Annotated in this window: 13 protein-coding genes; 9 read left to right on the top strand and 4 right to left on the bottom strand. The window is 68.3% G+C overall.

Features of this window, described 5'->3' with window-relative positions; all coding sequences use genetic code 11:
- Positions 1–557 precede the first annotated feature (557 nt).
- Both ACZ75I_RS15025 and tsaB read left to right on the top strand, forming a co-directional pair.
- The gene (locus tag ACZ75I_RS15025) at positions 558–2,606 is read left to right on the top strand and encodes an ATP-dependent DNA helicase (protein WP_472958182.1); all 2,049 of its coding nucleotides are present in this window, start codon (positions 558–560) and stop codon (positions 2,604–2,606) included.
- Between the two features lie 9 nt (positions 2,607–2,615).
- Positions 2,616–3,329 (top strand): tRNA (adenosine(37)-N6)-threonylcarbamoyltransferase complex dimerization subunit type 1 TsaB, encoded by a 714-nt coding sequence (tsaB, locus tag ACZ75I_RS15020; protein ID WP_472958181.1) that lies wholly within the window; start codon positions 2,616–2,618, stop codon positions 3,327–3,329.
- 638 nt (positions 3,330–3,967) lie between these two features.
- Here the strand turns inward: tsaB and ACZ75I_RS15015 are convergent.
- Positions 3,968–4,852: an energy transducer TonB gene (locus ACZ75I_RS15015; RefSeq protein WP_180870116.1), complete on the bottom strand. Its 885-nt coding sequence runs from the start codon at positions 4,850–4,852 to the stop codon at positions 3,968–3,970.
- Positions 4,852–5,799: a glutathione synthase gene (gene gshB / locus ACZ75I_RS15010; RefSeq protein ID WP_061478899.1), complete on the bottom strand. Its 948-nt coding sequence runs from the start codon at positions 5,797–5,799 to the stop codon at positions 4,852–4,854. The genes ACZ75I_RS15015 and gshB overlap by 1 nt, the downstream gene beginning before the upstream one ends.
- A gap of 240 nt (positions 5,800–6,039) precedes the next feature.
- On the opposite strand from gshB, the gene pilG reads away from it, so the two are divergent.
- The 7 genes from pilG to ACZ75I_RS14975 all read left to right on the top strand — a co-directional run bounded on the left by pilG (position 6,040) and on the right by ACZ75I_RS14975 (position 18,041).
- Positions 6,040–6,441: a twitching motility response regulator PilG gene (pilG, locus tag ACZ75I_RS15005; protein WP_005418455.1), complete on the top strand. Its 402-nt coding sequence runs from the start codon at positions 6,040–6,042 to the stop codon at positions 6,439–6,441.
- An 18-nt stretch (positions 6,442–6,459) separates the two neighbouring features.
- On the top strand, positions 6,460–6,822 hold the full coding sequence (locus ACZ75I_RS15000) for a response regulator (RefSeq protein WP_005410717.1): 363 nt from the start codon (positions 6,460–6,462) through the stop codon (positions 6,820–6,822).
- Positions 6,822–7,352, top strand: coding sequence for a chemotaxis protein CheW (locus ACZ75I_RS14995; RefSeq protein WP_005418454.1), 531 nt, complete (start codon positions 6,822–6,824; stop codon positions 7,350–7,352). Before ACZ75I_RS15000 ends, ACZ75I_RS14995 begins: the two co-directional genes overlap by 1 nt.
- Before the next feature lie 41 nt (positions 7,353–7,393).
- Positions 7,394–9,430: a methyl-accepting chemotaxis protein gene (locus tag ACZ75I_RS14990; protein ID WP_049415562.1), complete on the top strand. Its 2,037-nt coding sequence runs from the start codon at positions 7,394–7,396 to the stop codon at positions 9,428–9,430.
- 100 nt (positions 9,431–9,530) lie between these two features.
- Entirely contained in the window at positions 9,531–16,256 is a 6,726-nt protein-coding gene (locus ACZ75I_RS14985) for an Hpt domain-containing protein (protein WP_180870118.1), read from the top strand.
- On the top strand, positions 16,243–17,580 hold the full coding sequence (locus tag ACZ75I_RS14980) for a chemotaxis protein CheB (RefSeq protein WP_061478897.1): 1,338 nt from the start codon (positions 16,243–16,245) through the stop codon (positions 17,578–17,580). The genes ACZ75I_RS14985 and ACZ75I_RS14980 overlap by 14 nt, the downstream gene beginning before the upstream one ends.
- Entirely contained in the window at positions 17,577–18,041 is a 465-nt protein-coding gene (locus tag ACZ75I_RS14975) for a chemotaxis protein CheW (protein WP_005418442.1), read from the top strand. The genes ACZ75I_RS14980 and ACZ75I_RS14975 overlap by 4 nt, the downstream gene beginning before the upstream one ends.
- A 212-nt stretch (positions 18,042–18,253) precedes the next feature.
- Here ACZ75I_RS14975 and ACZ75I_RS14970 read toward each other — a convergent pair whose 3' ends face one another.
- Together ACZ75I_RS14970 and bioA are read right to left on the bottom strand one after the other, a co-directional pair.
- Positions 18,254–18,991 carry a 16S rRNA (uracil(1498)-N(3))-methyltransferase gene (locus tag ACZ75I_RS14970; protein ID WP_180870121.1) on the bottom strand — a complete coding sequence of 246 codons (738 nt, stop codon included), beginning with the start codon at positions 18,989–18,991 and terminating at the stop codon, positions 18,254–18,256.
- Positions 18,982–20,373, bottom strand: coding sequence for an adenosylmethionine--8-amino-7-oxononanoate transaminase (bioA, locus tag ACZ75I_RS14965; protein ID WP_219626997.1), 1,392 nt, complete (start codon positions 20,371–20,373; stop codon positions 18,982–18,984). The genes ACZ75I_RS14970 and bioA overlap by 10 nt, the downstream gene beginning before the upstream one ends.
- Between the last annotated feature and the right edge of the window lie 70 nt (positions 20,374–20,443).

The raw sequence follows: 20,443 nt of genomic DNA, 5'->3' as shown, positions 1-20,443 counted from the left end.
CCGCAAAATGCGGGTCATGTGATTGGGCCGGGCGGGTGGGCTGCGCAGGGGACGCTGCAAGTACGTCCATGTAAGCTCGGTCGCCGCATCCATGCGGCTCACGCCCCTGCGCAGCCCACCCGCCCGGCCCCTGACAGTTTCCGTGTGCTGCCAGCCACGGAAGAGAAAAAGAAAATCAAAAGCGGGTCGCGCGCTGCGCGCACTCGTTGTGGGGTCGGATCCGTTTTCCGCAGGAAAACGGCTCCGACCCCTTCTTGTTTCCGTTCGACCCACCGCTTCTGAATCCAGTCGAGCAAGCGCGACGCCACGAAGCACGTCCATCCGTCACCGAGAAACTGTCGAAGGCGGGGCGGGAGGGGCAGGCAGGACCGTTGGCGCCATGGATGGCGCCATCGAGCCCCCATGGACGGGTTTACGGCGTGTCCTGCCTGCCCCTCCCGCCCCGCCAAACACGCAGCAACCCAGAGCCATGAACCACGCTGTTGCTGTTGCCTTTGCCTGCGCTCCGGCTTGAAACGGGTGCCGGGCAGCGCCCGGCCGGGTATCCTTTCCCTCTGATGTCCGACCTTGTCCATGCCAGCCGCGAAGCCCTCAGCGAAGGCGGCGCGCTCGCCTCGCACCTGGATGCCTTCGTCCCGCGTCCGGCACAGCTGCACCTGACCGCAGCCATTGCCGATGCGCTGCAGCAGCGGGACCTGCTGCTGGCCGAGGCCGGTACCGGCACCGGCAAGACCTTCGCTTATCTGGTGCCGGTGCTGCTGTCCGGGCTGCGCACCATCATCTCCACCGGTACCCGCGCGCTGCAGGACCAGCTCTACCACCGCGATCTGCCGCGCGTGCGCCAGGCGCTGGGCGTCGGCCTGCGCAGCGCGCTGCTGAAGGGGCGCGCGAACTACCTGTGCCGCTACCGACTGCAGCAGGCGCGGGGCGAGCCGCGGTTTTCCAGTCCCGAACAGGCCGCGCAGTTCCAGCGCATCCTGGCGTGGTCCGGCCGCTCGGAGTTCGGTGACATCGCCGAACTGGAGGGCCTGGCCGATGACTCGCCGCTGCTGCCGATGGTCACCTCCACTGTCGACAATTGCCTGGGCACCGATTGCCCATTCTGGGACGACTGCTTCGTGGTGCGCGCACGGCAGCGTGCGCAGGCCGCCGACGTGGTGGTGGTCAACCACCACCTGCTGCTGGCCGATCTGGCACTGAAACAGGACGGCTTCGGCGAGTTGCTGCCGGGGGCGCAGGCCTTTGTCATCGACGAGGCACACCAGCTGCCCGAACTGGCAGCGCAGTTCTTCGGCGAAGGTTTCGGCATGCGCCCATGGCAGGAACTGGGTCGCGACTGCCTGGCTGAAGCGCGCGGCGTAGGGGGCGCACAATCGGCGCTGCAGGAGCCTGTCGACCAGTTGCAACAGGCGTTGCTGGCGTTGCGTTCGGCGATGGAGGGGCTGCCGCCGCGGGGTACGCAGTGGCGTGCGCTGGCCATGCCACAGGTCCGCGACGGCTTCAATACGGTGATGGCCGGCCTGGTGGCGCTGGAGCAGGCACTTCAACCGCTGCGCGAATCGGCGGCGGGTCTGGACGCCTGCCATGCGCGGGCGCGCGAGGCGGTGTCGCGGTTGCAGCGCTGGCTGGGCGATGATGAACCCACCCTCGATTTCGATGCCGATCCGGCGGACCACGCCAGTGCCACCGATGTGCTCTGGTACGAACTCACGCCGCGGGGTTTCCGCTGCCAGCGCACGCCGATGGATGTGTCCGGCCCGCTGCGCGAGCATCGCGAGCGCAGCCGCGCGGCATGGATCTTCACCTCGGCCACGCTGACCGTGGGCAATGGATTCGACCACATCGCCGCGCGCCTGGGCCTGGACGATCCGCATACCCTGGTCCAGCCGAGTCCGTTCAACTGGCCCGAGCAGACGTTGTGCTACCTCCCGGAAGGCCTGCCTGATCCGGCTGCACGGGGCTTCGGAACCGCGCTGATCCAGACCCTTCGGCCGGTGCTGCAGGCATCGCAGGGCAGGGCATTCCTGTTGTTCGCCTCGCACCGTGCATTGCGCGAGGCGGCCGAAGCACTGCGCGACGGGCCATGGCCGTTGTTCGTGCAGGGTGAGGCACCGCGCGCGACGCTGCTGCAGCGCTTCCGTGAATCGGGCAATGGCGTGCTGCTGGGCTCGGCCAGTTTCCGCGAGGGCGTGGACGTGGTCGGCGAAGCGCTGAGTGTGGTGATGATCGACAAGCTGCCGTTCGCGGCACCGGACGATCCGGTGTATGAGGCACGCCTGGAGGCGATCCGCAGCCAGGGCGGCAATCCGTTCCGCGACGAACAGTTGCCGCAGGCGGTGATCGCACTGAAGCAGGGTGTCGGTCGCCTGATCCGCAGCGAAAGCGACCGTGGCGTGCTGGTCCTGTGCGATCCGCGCCTGCTCAACCGTGGCTATGGCCGGGTCTTCCTGGATTCACTACCACCCTTCCGCCGCACCCGCAGCCTGGCCGATGTGCAGGCCTTCTTTACGCCACAATGGGTGCCCGTGGCTGATGATGCGGCTGACCCGGCCGCTGTTGCGCCGGGCCCGGAGCCGGCTCCCGGTGCCACGTTCCCCCTGTTCTGACCTGATCTGATGAAACTGCTCGCCTTTGAAACCGCCACCGAAGCCTGCTCCGTTGCCCTGCATGTCGATGGGCAGGTGCTGGAACGCTTCGAGATCGCCCCGCGCCGGCATGCCGACCTGAGCCTGCCATGGGCCGAGGCGCTGCTGGCCGAAGCCGGCATCAGCCGTCGCCAGCTCGACGGCATCGCGCTCAGTCGCGGCCCGGGGGCGTTCACCGGTGTGCGCCTGGCGATCGCCATCGCCCAGGGCATCGCGTTGGCATTGGACCGCCCGCTGCTGCCGGTTTCGACGCTGCAGGTGCTGGCGCTGCGGGCACCGGTGGAAGAAACGCAGATCCTGTCGGCAATCGATGCCCGGATGGGCGAACTCTATGTCGCGCGCTTCGAACGCGTGGACGGCCTGCCGGTCGTGCAGGATGCCGAGCGCGTCTGCGCGCCTGCCGCGGTGGCGCTGCCGGAAGGGCTGTCCGCCTACGGTGTGGGTACCGGTTTCGGCGCGGCCGAGGGCGCACTGGTGGCGCAACTTGGGGCTGGCCTGCGTGGATTCGATGCCGCCGCTTTGCCGCGCGCGTCGGACGTACTGGCACTGGCGGTGCCGGCGTTCGCGCGTGGCGAGGCGATCGCACCGGAGAAGGTCGAGCCGGCGTACCTGCGCGACAACGTGGCACTGACCCTGGTCGAGCAGCAGGCGGCGCGAGAAGCGAAGGCGAAGGCCAACGGCTGAGCCCCTCGTGGCGGAGCGCGAAAGCACGAGCCGCGCTTGGCCGGGCGAGGTGGGTGCGCGGGGGACGCCGTGAACCCCCAGTCCGGCCCAGCCGCTGGCGGCTGGGCGTTCGGGCGCTTGCGAAGCAATGCTTCGCAAGCGAAGCGCCCTCACCCATGGGGGCTTGGCCGTGGCTTGCACGTGTGCGCTGTCCTGCGCACACGGCAAGACCGGGGTTGGGCGTCCTGCCCAACCCGTCGGGCGCATGCGCCCGACCCATGCCGCGGACACCCCCGCGAACCCACCCCGTCCGACCTCTGACAGTTTCCGTGTGCGTCCGCCACGGAAAATCAAAAAAGAAAATCAAAGTCAAAAGCGGATCGCTTCGCTCGCATCCACGCGTGGCGTGGATGTGTGTCGACCAAGGTCGACACCTACCCAAGCAATGGTGCGCCGTGATCTGTCAGAGGCGGGGCGGTGTCGGGTGGCGGGGTATCCGCGGCATGGATGCCGCGGCTAAGCCTACACGGACGTACTTGCGGCGTCCCCGCCGCCCGACACCGCCTCGCCACGCTTCAGTACACCAACCGCCGCTGTTGCTGTTGCCGTTGCTCTAGCCTTTCAGCGGGTCCCGGGCCGCAGGCCCGGGCAACAAAACCCTACCGATCGTCGTGCAGGGTGCCGCCCGGCAGGAACACCCAGGTACGGGTGACCTGCAGGATGTCGATCTCGTCCTCGGTCTTTGGCAACGGCGGGAATGGCTGCGCCAGCTTCACCACCCGCAGCGCCGCTTCATCCAGCAGCGGCGTCCCGCTTGAACGCAGGATGCGGCTGCTCTCCACGCTGCCATCGCGCCGCACGCCCACGCTGATCACCACCTGGCCGCCGAGCCGGCGCTGCCGGGCCTCGTCCGGATAATTCAGGTTGCCGACGCGCTCGGCACGGTCGACCCAAGCACGCAGGTAATTGGCATAGGCATATTCACGCGTGCTGGCCGACACGAACTTGCGATTCGGGCGCTTGGCATACTGCGCCGAGCGCAGATGCACTTCGGCAGCCAGTCGCGCCATCTCCACATCGCGCTGCTCGCGTGCACTCAACGGCGCGTCCGGCTCGGGGCGTTCCGGGGCTGGCTGGGCCTGTGCCTGTGCCACCGTGTCCTGTCCGTTGCGGCTGCTGACCACCCGTGCCTGGGGCGGCGGAACCGGCGCGGCCGATTGCTGTTGCTGGGGAACCGGGCTGAGTCCGGATTGCGCCTGCGGCACGATGCCGGCCTGGTTGTCGCGCGGACGCTGTGCGCGGTCGTGCTCGCCACCGCCTTCCTGGTTGGCGGCGGCAAGGAAATCAGCCTGCTTTGGCGTCAGTGCGGTGCGCGTCTGGCTGAAGATCACTTCCAGCGTCGGCACCAGCGGAGCATCGCCTTTCACGGCGAAGCCCACGCCCAGGATCAGCAGGGCGTGGACCAGCACCGACAGTGCGATGGTGGCCCCCAGCCGTTGCGCTTCGCGTGGCGGCGGGGGCAGAACGGCGGGTGCGGACGGCATCAGCGCAGGCCGGCCTCGAGCGCGTCGAACAGGGTGCCGGCAATGTTCAGGCCGTACTGCGCGTCGAGCTCGCGCACGCAGGTCGGGCTGGTCACGTTGACCTCGGTCAGGTAATCGCCGATCACGTCCAGGCCGACGAAGCGCATGCCACGACGCTTCATCTCCGGGCCAACCTGGCCGGCGATCCAGCGGTCACGCTCGCTCAGCGGGCGCCCTTCGCCACGGCCGCCGGCCGCCAGGTTGCCGCGGAACTCGTCACCCTGGGGAATGCGTGCCAGGCAGTAATCGACCGGTTCGCCGTCGACCAGCAGGATGCGCTTGTCGCCGGCGGTGATGTCGGGAATGAACTTCTGGGCCAGCGCCAGCTTGCGGCCGCCGTCGGTCAGTGTCTCCAGGATCACGTTCAGGTTCGGATCGCCCTGGCCGCTGCGGAAAATCGAGCGGCCGCCCATGCCGTCCAGCGGCTTCAGCACGGCCTGGCCGTGTTCGAGGGCGAAGGCCTTCAGCGCCTTGGCATCGCGGCTGACCAGGGTCGGCGGGCAGCACTGCGGGAACAGCAGCGCGGCCAGCTTCTCGTTGTAGTCGCGCAGGCCCTGCGGGTTGTTGACCACGCAGGCACCGGCAGCGGCGGCCACGTCCAGCACCTGGGTGTCGTAGATGTACTCGGCGTCGACCGGCGGGTCCTTGCGCATCAGCACGATCTGGCCGGGCCCGAACTCGGTACGGCTGAACTCACCCAGCTCATACCAGCCGGCCGGGTCGTCGCGCACCTGCAGCGGCGCGGTCTGGGCCACCGCCACGCCACCTTCCAGGGCCAGTCCGCCCGGCCGCACGTAGTGCAGGGCATGGCCGCGGCGCTGGGCTTCCAGCAGCATGGCGAAGGTGGTGTCCTTGGCGATCTTGATGTGGGCGATGGGGTCCATCACCACGATGACGTTCAACGGCATGGTCGCACCTGTCAGGCAAGGCGTTGATGGTAGCGGCAACGCCGGTCGCGCGCCTCCCTGCCATACTGCAACGCAGCGTCCGCCCGGCGGTCGCGCACTCATTGCGAAACCCGTCACGTTCAGGAGGGGGCCATGCCCCGCGCCGTGGGGCGGCCTTGAAGCGGGCGCGGAAAGTGCGATATAGATACGCTTTCGCAGCGGCCCCCGCCAGAGATCGGGCCGTGCGCTTGGGGATAGGCAATGACTGAAAACACGACTGCGGGCGGGGAACTCGCAGGACTCCGGGTGATGGTCATCGATGATTCGAAGACCATCCGCAGGACTGCGGAAACGCTGCTCAAGCGCGAAGGCTGCGAGGTGGTCACCGCCACCGACGGCTTCGAAGCGCTTGCCAAGATCGCAGACCAGCAACCGCAGATCATCTTCGTCGACATCATGATGCCGCGCCTGGACGGGTATCAGACCTGCGCGCTGATCAAGGGCAACCAGCTGTTCAAGGCGACCCCGGTCATCATGCTGTCGTCCAAGGATGGCCTGTTCGACAAGGCGCGGGGACGCATCGTCGGCTCGGAGCAGTACCTGACGAAGCCTTTCACGCGTGAAGAACTGCTGGGTGCCATCCGCACATACGTCAACGCCTGACCAGGGGGGAAAGGCACAATGGCTCGTATCGTCCTGATCGAGGATTCACCGACCGACCGCGCGGTGTTCACCCAGTGGCTGCGCCGTGCCGGCCACGAAGTGCTGGAAGCGGACAACGCCGAGGATGGCCTGCAGCTGGTCCGCGACCAGGTGCCGCAGCTGGTGCTGATGGACGTGGTCCTGCCCGGCATGAGCGGCTTCCAGGCGACCCGTGCGATGGCCCGTGATGCGGCGATCAAGCACATCCCGGTGATCATCGTCAGCACCAAGGCGATGGAAACCGACAAGGCCTGGGGCCTGCGCCAGGGCGCCGCCGATTACATCGTCAAGCCGCCGCGCGAGGATGAACTGATCGCGCGGATCAACGAACTGGTGGCCTGATGCGCTCGCCCTTCGACATCCTTGAAGCCTATGAACGGCGCAGCCTGGCCCATGCGGTGCAGCTGCCCGGAAAGCAGTTTGCCCAGGACCTGTGGCGTGGCGTGGGTTTCCGCGTCGGTCAGCGCCGGCTGGTGTCCGATTTCCGCGAAGTGGTGGAAATCGTACCGATGCCGCCGGTGACCCCGGTACCCTGTGCGCAGCCCTGGCTGCTGGGCGTGGGCAACCTGCGCGGCAACCTGTTCCCGGTGGTCGACCTGAAGTACTTCCTGGAAGGCACGCGCACCGTGCAGCAGGAAGGCCAGCGCGTGCTGATCATGCGCCAGGCCGGCGGCGACGTCGCACTGACCATCGATGAACTGTTCGGCCAGCGCAGCTTCGAGCTGGACCAGCAGATCGAAGCGGGCACGTTGGCAGAAGGCCGCTACGGGCATTTCGTCGATCGTGCTTTCCATGCCGACGGCCATGACTGGGGCGTGTTCTCGCTCTCGCTGCTGTCGCGCACCCCTGAATTCCGGCAAGCCGCGGCCTGAGGCCAGGCATCGCCCCCTGCATTGAAGATCGAGGTTGAACGATGAGTACTGCTTCGGACGCCACCAAGACCGGCAAGCTGCGGCTGGGCGGCAGCAACCTCTGGCTGTTCCTGCTGCTGGCATCGATGATCCTGTTCGGCGTCAACACCGGCGTCGCCACCTGGCAGGGCAGCCGCCTTGCCGACGCCGGCTCCAAGGCCGCCGACCTGCAGGTGCTGTCGCAGCAGTTGGCCAACCAGGGACGTGACGCAGTCGGCGGCAACGCCCAGGCCTTCACCGCCTTCAAGGCCACCCGCAACGCGATCGAGCAGAACGTGTCGACCCTGCAGGGACGCTACGGCAAGGAGCCGGGCGTAGCCGGTGCCATCGCCACCCTCGGCGAGACCTGGGCGCCGCTGGGCAAGCAGGCCGGGCAGCTGGTGGCCAGCGAACCGGCCGTGCTGGCGCTGGCCGGCAACGCGAACAACTTCACCGGCGCAGTGCCGGGCCTGCAGGCCCAGCTGAACGAGCTGGTGCGTGCGATGTCCGCTTCCGGCGCGCCGTCGTCGCAGGTGTACAGCGCGCTGCAGCAGGTTGTGGTGGCCGGTTCGATGGCCCGCCGCGTGACCGAAATGCGTGCCGGTGGCAGCGCCGCGGCGACCTCCGGCGATGCGCTGGCACGTGACATCACCGTGTTCTCGCAGGTGCTCGACGGCCTGCGCAACGGCAACGAGGAACTGGGCATCACCGCCGTGCGCGGTGCCGCCGCCGTGGCCGCGCTGGAACAGTCGCAGCAGAAGTGGGAAGCGATGAAGCAGGACGCCGACGCGATCCTGGCCAGCTCGCGCCAGCTGTTCGCGGCGCAGTCCGCTGCCACCGCGCTGGGCCAGGGTTCGGCCCACATGCTGGATGACAGCCGCAAGTTGTTCGACGCGTTCTCCTCGTTCGGCTCGGTATCCGACACCCGCCTGTTCCCGAACTTCTGGATTGGCGTGGTCTCCGGTGCGCTGTCGCTGATCGCGATCATCGGCTTCGTCTCCACCAACGTGCGCAGCCGCTCGCGCGAGCAGGAACTGCGCTACCAGACCCAGGTGGAATTCAACAGCCGCAACCAGCAGGCGATCATGCGGCTGCTGGACGAAATCTCCTCGCTCGGCGAGGGCGACCTGACGGTGAAGGCCTCGGTGACCGAGGACATGACCGGCGCGATCGCCGACGCGATCAACTACGCGGTCGACGAGCTGCGCCACCTGGTGACCACCATCAATGACACCTCGGCCAAGGTCGCGATGTCCACCCAGGAAACGCAGGCCACCGCCATGCAGCTGGCAGAGGCCGCAGGGCACCAGGCCAACCAGATCACCTCGGCCTCGGACCGCATCGGCGAAATCGCGGCGAGCATCGAGCAGGTGTCGCGCAACTCGGCCGAGTCGGCCGACGTGGCACAGCGTTCGGTGGTGATCGCCGCCGAGGGTGCCGGCGTGGTGCGCGAGACCATCCAGGGCATGGACCAGATCCGTGACCAGATCCAGGAAACCTCCAAGCGCATCAAGCGCCTTGGCGAGTCGTCGCAGGAAATCGGCTCGATCGTGGAACTGATCAACGACATCTCCGAGCAGACCAACATCCTGGCGTTGAACGCGGCGGTGCAGGCTGCGTCGGCCGGTGAAGCGGGCCGCGGTTTCGCGGTCGTGGCCGACGAAGTGCAGCGCCTGGCAGAACGCACCTCGGGTGCGACCCGACGCATCGAAAACCTGGTCCAGGCCATTCAGGCCGACACCAATGAAGCGGTCACCTCGATGGAGCAGACCACGGCCGAAGTGGTGTCTGGTGCGCGCCTGGCCGAGGACGCCGGTACCGCGCTGACCGAGATCGAACGCGTGTCAAACGCGCTGAACACCCTCATCAAGAACATCTCCATCGCCGCCCAGCAGCAGTCGGCCGCCGCCTCGGACATCACCCGCACCATGGGCGTGATCCGGCAGATCACCGGGCAGACCTCGCAGGGTGCCGGACAGACCGCCGAGTCGATCGGCCACCTCGCGCAGCTGGCGGCGGACCTGCGCCGTTCGGTCGCCGACTTCAAGCTGCCGGCGTGACGCGGGCAGGGCGGCGAGCAAGGAACCAGTCGATGAAGCATTTCCATTCCCCACGCCAGAACTCGCGCGGCCACCGCGCGGCGGCGAACGGAGCGCGTCCATGAGCAGTCTGCGCGATGCGATGAGCCACGCAGCGCTGGGCTGGGTCAAGCCCGAGCTGGACGAGACCCTGCGCCAGGTGCGCAACGAGGTCGAGTACTACGCCGAAGACCCGACCGATGCCAGCCGCATGCGCATCTGCGCCGGCTACCTGCACCAGGTGCAGGGCACCCTGCGCATGGTCGAGCTGTATGCCCCGGCGATGGTGGCCGAAGAACTGGAGCAGCTGGCCAATGCCATCGGCGCTGGTCGCGTGGCCGACCGTGATGAAGCCTGCGCAACCCTGATGCGTGGCAGCGTGCTGCTGCCCGACTATCTGGAACGCCTGCAGAACGGCCATCGCGACATTCCGATCGTGCTGATGCCGCTGCTCAACGAGATCCGTGCGTCGCGCGGCGAAGAAGGCGTCACTGACAGTGTGCTGCTGGCCTTTGCGCCGGAGAGCGTCACCGCCACCGAGGCCGAGCTGGACCATGCCCGTGGCAGCCTGAGCGGACGCAACCGCGAGCTGCTCGACACGGTCGGCAGTGCGGTGAAGGAAGAACTGCTGCGCATCAAGGATGCGCTTGACCTGCACCTGCGCACCGGTGGTGCGCCGGAACAGCTGCAGACCCAGGCCAACGAGCTTGGCGCCGTGGCCGACACGCTGGGCATGATGGGCCTGGGCGTGGCCCGCGGCGTGGTCGTGCAGCAGCGCGATGCGCTGCGCGGCGTGGTTGAAGGTCGCCAGCAGATTGACGAGAACCTGCTGCTGGATATTGCCGGTGCACTGCTGTACGTCGATGCCTCGCTGGACGACCAGGTTGCCCATCTGGGCGCCGGCGGCAGTGGCGAGGACGATCCGAGCGCGGTCGAGAACCGGCGCACGGTGGAGGTGCTGGCGCATGAAGCCATCGCCAACTTCGCCGCTGCCCGCGAGCATTTCGTCGCCTTCATCGAAACCAGCTGGAACCATGCCGAGCTGCAGGATGTACCACGCCTGCTGGGCGATGTGTCCGGCGCGCTGCGCATGCTCGACCTGGGTACCGCCGCCGATTACCTGCGCGGCGTGCAGCAGTACATCGAGGCCGAACTGATCGGCCGCCAGCGCGTGCCCAGTGGCCGCCAGCTGGACACCCTGGCCGATGCCATGGCCAGCCTGGAGTACTACCTGGAAGCCCTGCGCGACCGCCGCCCGGGCCGCGAGGACATCCTCGAAATCACCCGCAGCAGCCTCGAGGCTCTGCGCTACTGGCCGCTGCCGGAGCACAATGCCGTCGCGCCGGAAGCGCCGGCACTGCTGCCGGTCGAACGTGAGCCGGTTGCGTTGCAGGCCGAGCCGCTGCAGCCGGAGCGCATCGAGGTTCCGGTGCAGCCTGCGGCGCCCGCTGCCGGCGACGTGCCGGTGCCACTGCCGGACTTCACCTTCGATCCGCCGCCGGCCTCGCCGGCGCCGATGGTGTCCGACAACCGCTTGATGTTCGGCGCACTGGGCACCGTGGCCGCCGTGGCCGCCAGCAAGGCTGATATCGATGCTTCGCCGTCGCCGACGCACGACGATGCGGAGGCATCGTTGGTCTTCGCGGCGTCCAGCGCACCTGCGCCGGATGTCCCGCAGTGGGAGCTGGCGCCGTTCCATCCGGAGGCCGACGCCATCGTGCCTGCCGATGACGAGCGCAGCCCGACCTTCGCCAGTTTCGATCCGGTCAGCTTCGAACTGGCTGACAGCGGCCACCCCGGTGCACCGCAGTGGTCGCTGTCCGAGGCGCCGCAGATGCTTGAGGACACCGCAGCGCCTGTGATCGATGAGATGACGGACGCGGTGGATTCCTCCGCGACCGCTTTCGATGCTGCACCGGTATTCGACCCGGTGGCGGCCGAACAGGATGCGGCTGCCGTGGCCGACGACGTGGTGTTCCGCTTCGATGCCGACGCGCTGGACAACGCTGACGACGTGCTGTCGCTGCATGCGATGGAAACGCTGTCGCTGGACGATGACGCCGCGTTGCATCCTTCGCTGGAGATCGTCGATGCCGTCGTCCCGCCGCTGGCCGATGTATCGCCCGCAGTGCTGGCCGAGGTGGATGAGGCCCCGGATGACCTGCCGGCAACGTTGATCACGCCGCCGTCGATCGAAGCGCCCATCCCGGCAGCGGAAACCTCGGCGCCGGCCGTGTCGGTGATCGATATCGACACCATCGCGCCGATCGATTTCAGCGAGGCCGACGCCCAGTTCTTCGCCGAGTTGAGTGCGGCCGCTGCCGGCTTCAATCCACAGGCGATGGCCGCTGCGGCAGCGCCGGAGGCGGTGGATTCGGCCGTTGCCGGGACCGATGCTGACACCAATGCGGGCTTCGACGCCGGTTTCGATGACGATGCCGAGAACATCGACGAGGACATCCGCGAGGTGTTCCTGGAAGAGTTCGACGATGAGCTGGCCAATCTCGGCACGCTGCTGCCGGCATGGCGGATGCAGCCGGACAACATGGACCGGCTGCGCCCGATCCGCCGCATCTTCCATACTCTCAAGGGCAGTGGCCGCCTGGTCGGCGCACGCACCCTGGGTGAGTTCGCGTGGAAGATCGAAGGCATGCTCAACCGCGTGCTGGATGGCAGCCGCGCTGCATCCCCCGCCGTGCTGGCGATGGTCGACAACGCGCATGCGGCGCTGCCCCAGCTGAACGCGGCGCTGCGCCATGGCCAGCGCATCAGCGTCGACCTGCAGGCCATGCAGGCCATCGCCGATCGTGTCGGTGCAGGCGAGGAAACCTACTACGTCCCCCTGCCTGGGGCCACTGCACCGGTCGCACCGCTGGCCGAAGCCGAGGGCGAAGACGAGATCAGCCGCATTCTCGACGCGGAGATTGCCGCTTCGGCGCTGGCCGATACCGCCGAGGAGGCCGAAACCACCGGCACGCCGGCCAACATCGACAGCGTGCTGCGCGAGATTCTCGAGGCCGAGGTGGAAGTCCACCAGGCCACCCTGCAGGACTGGCTGCGTTCGGCGCAGCAGGCACCGCAGCCGGTCAGCGACGCACTCCTGCGCGCAGTGCACACCATGAACGGCGCCTTCGCGATGACCGAAGTGCCCGAGATCACGGCTGTAACCGGCGGTGCCGAGTCCTACATCAAGCGTGCACTGGCCGCCGAGGTGGTGCCGAATGATGAAGGCGTGGCCGCGCTGGATGCGACCGCGCAGGCGATCACCGCCACGATGGAAGCGCTGCAGGCCGAACAGCCGCGCATCGCACCGCAACAGGTACTGGCACAGCGCCTGCAGGCGCTGGCCAGCGAGTTGCCGGAAGCGCGCTGGCCGATGGTGGGCCTGGAGGACGACGAAGCCGAGCTGGCGCTGGATGACGAACCGACGGCGGAATGGGATGCGGACGCCTCGGCAGCCATCGCGCCTGAAACCGATGCGGTACCGCCTTCGTCCGTCGCGCCGGAGCAGGAACCACAGGCAGTTGCCGATGTCGCCGAAGCCCCGGTCGAGGATGCGGCGATTGAGGGCGAGGGCGGGCTGGAGGTCGGTGAGCTGACTGCCAGCGACGATCTTTCGCGCTACTTCGATGCCGGATGGCCGTCGGTACCGGGTGAGGGAGCGGCGTCGCTACCGGTGGTCGAATCGATCCAGGTGGCCGACGATGTTCCGGGCGTTGAGGTAGACGGTGTCGAGACGGAGGCCGAAAGCGCGCCGCTGTTGGCCGACGATGCCGGTTTGACCGTCGTGGACGATCTGTCGCCGTACCTGGATGCGAGTGCGCTGCCGGTCGACGACCGCGATGCCGAAGAGATTCCGGATGCTGTCGAAGCCGTCGCATCTGACCTGAATGCGTCCTCGTTCGATCACGTGCACGTCGCTGACCCTGAGGCATTCGAGACGCCTGCTGCACTGCCACTCGACAGCGAGCTGTCGAGCCTGCAGGATGAAATGGCTGCGCCGGGGTTTGCAGAACCGGTCTCGCTGGACGCCGCGCTCGAGGCCGGCCTGCACGTGATCGACGAAGAGCAGCCCCTGGCCGACGACGGGCAATGGTCCGTGCTCGGCCTGCAGGCCAGCGAACTCGCGCCGGGCGAGGCGGAAGCCTTTGCCGAGGATGCGGACGTCGGCGGGGAGGCGGCGATCGGTGAAGGAGAGAGCGCCGATCAGCCGTCCCCGGCGACGGTGAATGAGGAGATCGCGGAGGCCGCGGCGCCGGCCACTGCCGAACCGGTCCGGTTCTTCGAACTGGAAGACGCGCCGGGCCAGGTGGAAGTCCACGCCGAAGCTGCCGATGCCGTGTCGGATGCCCCGGCCGTTGGCGCGCCTGACGCCGACGTGGCTGAAACCGTGGCACCCGACGTCCTTGACATCCCGGTGCCGGAAGACAACGCCGATACGCTCGACTTCAGCGTCTACGATCGCGAGCTGGTCGACATCTTCGTCGAGGAAGGCAAGGACCTGCTCGACCACTGCGATGGCCTGATCAGCGAGCTGCGCGATGCGCCGCAGGACCGCGAGGTGCTGGCCGGCCTGCAGCGTGACCTGCATACCCTGAAGGGTGGCGCACGCATGGCCGGCATCAACGCCATCGGCGATCTTGGCCACAGCATCGAATCGTTGCTGGAAGCCGTCGCCGCTGGTCGCACCGAGATCGAACGCCGCGATGTGCAGTTGCTGGAGCGCGGATTCGATCGCCTGCACCAGCTGCTCACCCGCACCGGCGACCATCGCGTGGTGGAACCGGCGCAGGACCTGGTCGACGCGTTCGAAGTGCGTACGACCACCGATCTCGCTACGGCAGCGGCGGCTGCCGTAGCTGCAGCCAACGTGGCGAGCGTCGCGGAAACTGTTTCGGCAGCGGTCGCCAGTCCGGCGCCGGCACTGCTCGACGCGCCGCTGTCGGCACCGCTGCCCGCCGAAGGCGTGGTCGATGAAGATCCGCTGGCACGCCCGCAGCAGGAACAGGTGCGCGTGCGCGCGGATCTGCTCGACCGCCTGGTCAACCATGCCGGTGAAGTGGCGATCTACCGCTCGCGCCTTGAGCAGCAGCTCGGCGCGTTCCGCGGTGCGATGGGCGAGCTGGAGCGCACCAACGCGCGACTGCGCGACCAGCTGCGCCGGCTCGACCTGGAAACCGAAGCGCAGATCGTCGCCCGCTACCAGCGTGAGCAGGACCAGGCAGACCAGAAGTTCGATCCGCTGGAGCTGGACCGCTTCTCCACGCTGCAACAGCTCAGCCGTGCGCTGAACGAATCGGCGGCCGACCTTGGCGGCCTGCAAGGGGTGCTGGACGATCTGTCGCGCCAGTACGATTCGCTGCTGCAACAGCAGTCGCGCGTCAGCTCCGAGCTGCAGGACGGCCTGATGCGCGCGCGCATGGTGCCGTTCGATGGCCTGGTGCCGCGCCTGCGCCGCGTGGTCCGCCAGTCCGGCATGGATACCGGCAAGCAGGTGCACCTGACCCTGGAAGGCACCCACGGCGAACTGGACCGCAATGTTCTCGATCGCATGGTCGCGCCGCTCGAACACATGCTGCGCAACTCCGTGGCCCATGGCCTGGAAGCGCCGGAACAGCGCCGCGCCGCCGGCAAGCCGGAAGAGGGCGAAGTTGCCATCCGCCTGCACCGTGAAGGCTCGGAAATCGTGCTGGAAGTGGCCGATGACGGTGCCGGCCTCGATCGCGAAGCGATCCGCCGCCGCGCCATCGACCGTGGCCTGTTGGCCGCCGACGCGCAGCCGAACGATCAGGAACTGGACAACCTGATTTTCGCCTCCGGTTTCTCCACCGCCGACCAGGTCAGCCAGCTGGCCGGTCGTGGCGTGGGCATGGACGTGGTGCGCAACGAAGTGCGCCAGCTGGGCGGCTCGGTCGACATCCAGTCGGTGCGCGGCCAGGGCGTGCGCTTCACCCTGCGCCTGCCGCAGACGCTGGCTGTCACCCAGGCGGTGTTCGTGCAGATCGGCGAGACCACCTTCGCCGTGCCGGTGGCCTCGGTCAGCGGTATCGGCCGCCTGTCGCGCGAACGTTTCGAGGCCGCCGACAGCAGCTACCGCTACAGCGGCGAAGACTATCCGTTGTATGACCTCGGCAGCCTGGTCGGGCAGGCCCCGGCGCGTGCCGATGGCCAGGACCAGGTGCCGCTGTTGCTGGTCCGTGCCGGTGACCTGCGTGCAGCCGTGGCGATCGACCAGGTGCTGGGCAACCGCGAAATCGTGGTCAAGCCGGTCGGCCTGCAGATCGCATCGGTACCGGGCATCTACGGTGCCACCATCACCGGCGATGGCCGCGTGGTGGTGATCCTGGACGTCGCGCCGCTGGTGCGCCGCTTCCTGGCCAATCCGACGGCACCGGTGCTGGCCAATGCGCCGCGCGACGAACGCCAGGTGCCGCTGGTGATGGTGGTCGATGACTCGCTGACCATGCGCAAGGTGACCGGCCGTATCCTCGAACGCCACAACTTCGAAGTCAGTGTCGCCCGCGATGGCGTGGAAGCACTGGAGCGGTTGGAAGAGCGCGTGCCGGACCTGATGTTGCTGGACATCGAGATGCCGCGCATGGACGGCTACGAGTTGGCCACTGTGATGCGTGCCGATCCGCGATACAGGGATGTGCCGATCGTGATGATCACCTCGCGCAGCGGCGACAAGCACCGCCAGCGTGCCTTCGAGATCGGTGTCCAGCGTTATCTGGGCAAGCCGTACCAGGAACTGGACCTGATGCGAAACGTGTACGACCTGCTGGGGATCGCCCGTGTCCGTGAGTGAAACCCATCCGGCCCCGGCCGTCGCCCTGCTGGCCCGCCCCGGTGCGGCGCGTGAACGCCTGCGCGAGGCGCTGGCGCATGCCGATGTACAGCTGGTCCTGGAAGATGATCCGAACGGCCTCGAGCCGCAGGTCCTGCAGGCCGCGGATCCGCAGTTCGTGGTGATCGCGCTGGAAGCTGCCATCGAGGACGCACTGGAACGGTTGGAATCCGCGCTCTCGGCACCGGGGCTGACCCTGGTGTTCGATGAGGCTGAGCTGGCCGCCCGCCGCGACGGCTGGGAGGCGCAACGTTGGGGGCGCCACCTGGCCGCCAAGCTGCACGGCCACCAGCAGGTGTTGCCGCCGGGCGCCGAAGAAGAGCCCAGCCTGCAGCTGGAGCCTGGTCATCCGGCGCCCGCGCCGGCGCCGCAGGAAGAAGCCCTGCGGCCACACCTGGAACAGGCGCTGAGCTGGGCCGATGACGTTCCGGCCGACGGCCTGTATTCGCCACCGGCAGACCTGCACGAACCGATCGCGCTGGAGCAGGCCCTGGCGGCGCTGCAGCCGGTCGTGCCCGAGCCTCTGGATCCGCCTTCGGCGCCGCAGGCACTGGCCGAACCGGCGGCGCCCGCGACACCGCCGGTCTCCTTCGATCACACCGCCTGGTCGCTGGTCGAGGAATCGATCGAAGCACCCGTATCGGCAGAAGCCGTGGCGCCGGTCGTCGCGCCGCAGCCCTCGTTCGATACCGATCATTTGAGCCTGGTCGATCTGGATGCCGCCGCCCCGGCCGGTGCGCGTGCCGCATCGCTGCTGGTGCTGGCCGGCATCGGTGGCCCGGATGCGTTGCGTCGCCTGCTCGGCGCACTGCCCGCGTCGTTGAGCGTGCCGGTCCTGGTGCACATGCGTCTGGATGGTGGCCGCTACGGCAACCTGGTCAAGCAGATGTCCCGCGTTTCGCCGTTGCCGGTGCAGCTGGCCGAGGCCGGCCAGCACGCGGTGCCGGGCGAGGTGCACGTGCTGGCCGATGATATCGGCGTGCGCGCGGCCAGCGATGGCCTGCATTTCCAGAGCGATGCCAATGGTATTTCGCTCGCTTCGCTGCCGGCCGAACACACCGCGCTGGTGCTGCTCAGCGGTGCCGACCTAGCCCACGTAGGCCCGGCGCTGGACCTGGCGGCCGCCGGTGCGTGGGTGGCCGGGCAGGTGGGCGAGGGCTGCTATGACCCGGCGGCGGCCACCGCCGTGGTGGCTGCCGGCATGGTGGCCGGTGAACCGCAGGAACTGGCGCAGGCGATTGCCGCGCGCTGGGGTGAGCAGGACGACAACGGAGACGCACCATGAGCTACGCCAGCAATGACGAAATCCGCGGCGTCCTGATCCAGGCCGGCAACGAGCGCGTGCTGCTGCCCAATGCCACCGTGGCCGAAATGATGTCGCGCGTGCCGGTGCAGCCGGTCTCCGATGCGCCGCGCTGGCTGGTTGGCGAGATCGGCTGGCACGGCTGGCAGGTGCCGCTGGTGTCGTTCGCACGCCTTTCGGGGCTGGGCGAAGAGACGGTGGCCGGCCACAACAAGGTGGTGGTGCTGAAGTCCCTCAGCGGCAACGCGCAGCGCCCGTACTACGCGCTGCTGACGCAGAACTTCCCGCAGCTGATCTCGGTGCCGCGCGACGGCCTGCTGGCCGACGCCTCCGAAGAAACCCTGCCGCAGACCGTGCACATGCGCGTGCTGCTGGGTGAGCAGAGTGCGCTGCTGCCGAACCTGGACGCACTGGAAGCCGCCCTGGATTCACTGGCGGCCTGATCTACCAAACGGTAGTGCCGGCTGCCGACCGGCACCGAGCCGAGCATGGCTCGGCTCTACAAGGAAACTGCAATCTGGCGCGGGCCCTGTAGAGCCGAGCCTGCGCTCGGCTGCTGCCCTGGACGCGTTGGTCGCGGTAGTGCCGGCCGTTGGCCGGCAACCTCCTGATCCCGTGGATGCCGGCCAGCGGCCGGCACTACCACGAACCTGTCTTATCCCAGGTCGCCCAACCGCGCCTGCAACGCCGCGACCGCGGCCAGCCCGGCCGTTTCCGTGCGCAGGATCCGCGGGCCCAGCTGCAGTCCCTGGAACCCTGCCGCTGCCAGCTGGTCGCGGTCGCGTGGCGACCAGCCCCCTTCCGGGCCGATCGCGAGCACGACGCCCCCTGCCGGAGCGGCCGTCAGCGTCGACAGGCGATGTGCGCCCCGCGGATCCAGGGTCAGCCGCAGCGTATCGGCCGGCAGCGCCGCCGCGGCCTGCGCCAGCGACAGCGGAGGCCCCACCCGCGGAATGCGCGCACGCCCGGACTGGCCGCAGGCCGACGTCACCACGTTGTTCCAGTGCGCCACGCGCTTCTCGGCGCGCGCAGCATCGAGCTTCACCTCGGTGCGCTCGGCGTTGACCGGAATGATCGCCGCCACGCCCAGTTCGGTGGCCTTCTGCAGGATCAGGTCCATCTTCTCGCCACGGGCGATGCCCTGCAGCAGGGTGATCGCCAGCGGTGATTCATTATCGATGGCCTGCACAGCATCGATGCGCACCTGTACCTCGCGCTTGCCGGCCACGGTCAGCGTGGCGCTGTAGTCATGGCCGTCGCCGTTGAACAGCACGCAGGTGTCTCCCTCGCGCAGGCGCATCACCCGCACCAGGTGGTTGGCCGTCTCTTCCGGCAGGGTCACGGTCTGGCCGCTGTGCAGCGCCAGGTCGATGGGGCAGCGGGTCACGCGCATGCAATCGCCTCGTCGATGGCCGCCAGCGTGGTGTGTGCCAGCAGCTCCAGTTGTTCGTCATCCACGCAATAGGGTGGCATCCAGTACAGCACGTCGCCCAGCGGGCGCAGCACCACGCCGCGCTTGAGGGCGGCCTTGTAAGCGTGCAGGCCCAGCCGCAGGCCCGGGTCGAACGGCGTGCGCCTGTTGCCGTCGCGCGACAGCTCGAACGCCACCACCATGCCGGCCTGGCGCACGTCGGCCACGTGCGGATGGTCGGCAAACGGTGCCGCCAGCGTGCCCATCACCGACGCGATGCCCCGGTTGCGGGCGATCACATCGTCGTCGCGGAAGATGTCCAGCGTCGCCAGTGCCGCCGCGCAGGCCAGCGGATTGCCGGTGTAGCTGTGCGAATGCAGGAAGGCGCGCTCGCGCGAGTCGTCGAGGAAGGCGTCGTACAGCGCCTGCGTGGCCAGCACGGCGGCCAGCGGCAGGAAGCCGCCGGTCAGACCCTTGGAAAGGCACATCAGGTCCGGCATCACCCCTGCCTGCTCGCAGGCGAACAGGGTGCCGGTGCGGCCGAAGCCGGTGGCGATCTCGTCGGCGATCATGAACGCGCCATGGGCATCGCACAGTTCGCGCACGCGCTGCAGATAGACCGGGTCATGCATGCGCATGCCGCCGGCACACTGCAGGCGCGGTTCCAGGATCACCGCGCAGATCTCGCCCGGATGCTGGTCGAACAGCGTGGCCAGGCCGTCGGCAGCCTGCCGCGCGCGGTCGGCCGCGCTCTGGCCGGGTTCGGCCAGGTAGGCATCGGGCGACGGCGCAAACAGCGCTTCGGCCAGCAGCGGCGCATAGACGCGGCGATACAGCGGGATGTCACCCAGCGCCAGCGCACCCAGGGTCTCGCCGTGGTAGCCGTTTTCCAGTGCAATGAAACGCGTGCGCCGCGGCTCCCCACGGTTCTGGAAATACTGGAAGGCCATCTTCAGCGCCACTTCCACGCCGGCCGAGCCGTTGTCGGCGTAGAACACCTTGGTCAGCGGCTCGCGGCCGGGCTGGCGTGGTGCCAATGCCAACAGGCGTTCGGCCAGGGTGATGGCCGGCTCATGGCTGAAGCCGGCCAGCATCACCTGTTCCAGCTGCGTGGCCTGGGTGGCAATGGCACCGCCGATGCGCGGTTCGGCATGACCGAACAGGTTGGTCCACCAGCTGCTGACGGCGTCCAGATAGCGGTGGCCCTCATGGTCGATCAGCCACGCGCCTTCGCCACGGGCGATCGGCACCAGCGGCAGGGTGTCCGGATGCTCACGCATCTGCGTGCACGGGTGCCACAGCACCTGCAGGTCGCGCTGCCGCCAGTGGCGGGCCAGCGGGGAGGGGGTCGGGTCTGCTAGCATTTCGGGCTCATGAACATGTTGCTGCCTGCACATTCTATCGGCCCCGGCGCAGCCGCCGGTCGCCGCGGAG

The sequence above is a fragment of the Stenotrophomonas sp. X genome, assembly GCF_055721025.1.
Note: the sequence above shows the minus strand (reverse complement) of the source record. Positions and strands in the feature narration are given on the sequence as shown.